The sequence below is a fragment of the Candidatus Burkholderia verschuerenii genome (assembly GCF_001189365.1).
GTDB lineage: Bacteria > Pseudomonadota > Gammaproteobacteria > Burkholderiales > Burkholderiaceae > Caballeronia > Caballeronia verschuerenii.
Genome location: NZ_LFJJ01000393.1, coordinates 1 through 1248, shown reverse-complemented (window position 1 = coordinate 1248; position 1248 = coordinate 1). Strand labels below are relative to the sequence as shown.

Below are 1248 nucleotides of genomic sequence, written 5' to 3'. Positions count from 1 at the left end.
TGAATGACTTCCGTGGCTCCTCGCCACTTACGGCGAACCACTTGAAGTTGCTGGCCGTGCAATGGATGCCATGGATACTCCATTGTGACGAGCTTCAATCGGTATGCTGAATGTTGTTTGGTTACAGGACGACGTGAAGAACACGATCTTCAGCCAGACCAACACGACGGTCATTCCGAACGTAACCAACTTTCAGAACATCGACAAGGTACGGTCGCGCGGCGCGGAAGTCGCCTACGAAGGTCAGGACGTGCTGCTGCGCGGATTGGATCTAATCGCCAATGTCGCGTATACGCAGTCGAAGATCATCGCGAATGCGAACAATCCGGCATCGGTCGGCAAGTACTTCTATCGCATTCCGCTTTGGCGCGCGAATCTGGCAACGACGTATCGCGCGACGGAAAAGTTGGCGGGTACGGTGGCGATGCGTTATTCGGGCCGTCAATACAACACGCTGACCAACACGGACACCAATCCGAATACCTACGGCGGCACGAGCACGTATTTCGTCGTCGATACCAAGCTCACCTACAAGCCCACCAAAAGCACGGAACTGGGCGTGGGCATCGACAACCTGTTCGACCGGCGCTACTACGTGTTCCATCCCTACGCGGGGCGCACGTTTTATGTGGAAGGACGCATCGGCATCTGATGCCCGATTCGTCGCTCGACCATGAACTCACGCAACGGAATCACCATGAACGCACCCGATACTCAAGCCTTGCTGTACGACGAGACCATCGCGCATCGGCGCACGCTGTGGCGCTGGCATTTCTACGCCGGACTCTTCGTGATGCCGCTCCTGATCGTGCTCGCGATTACCGGCACCTTGTATTGCTTCCAGCCGCAGATCGAACCGCTGCTGTATCGCGACCGGATGATCGTAGCCGATACGGGCGCGCCGCGTCTGCCTGCCGATGCGCTGCTGGCCCGAGCGATCGCGCACGAACCGTGCGATGCGGCGCCGTCGCTCGCGCAGATCGAAACCGATCGCACGCGCAGCGCCGAATTCGTGTTTCGCCTGAAGTCGGGCGAGAGCGAAAGCGTGTACGTCAATCCCTACGATGGCGCGGTGCTCGGCACGCTGTCGGTCGAGCATCGCTTCATGAAGCAGGTTCGCAATCTGCATCGCGGACTGCTGCTCGGCAAACCGGGCGAACTCGTCATGGAACTGGCCGGCTGCTGGACGCTCGTGATGATTGGCACCGGCGTGGCGTTGTGGTGGCCGGGCAGGGCGCGTCAGGGCGG

1 protein-coding gene and 1 pseudogene are annotated in these 1248 nt (G+C 59.6%); both read left to right on the top strand.

Annotation, left to right across the window (positions count from 1 at the left end; translation table 11 throughout):
• Window positions 1-94: 94 nt before the first annotated feature.
• A pseudogene (locus BVER_RS29115) lies at window positions 95-652 on the top strand (TonB-dependent receptor domain-containing protein); the annotation flags it as partial.
• 45 nt (window positions 653-697) lie between these two features.
• A partial coding sequence (locus BVER_RS29110) for a PepSY-associated TM helix domain-containing protein (protein WP_198155492.1) occupies window positions 698-1248 on the top strand: 551 nt, incomplete at its 3' end.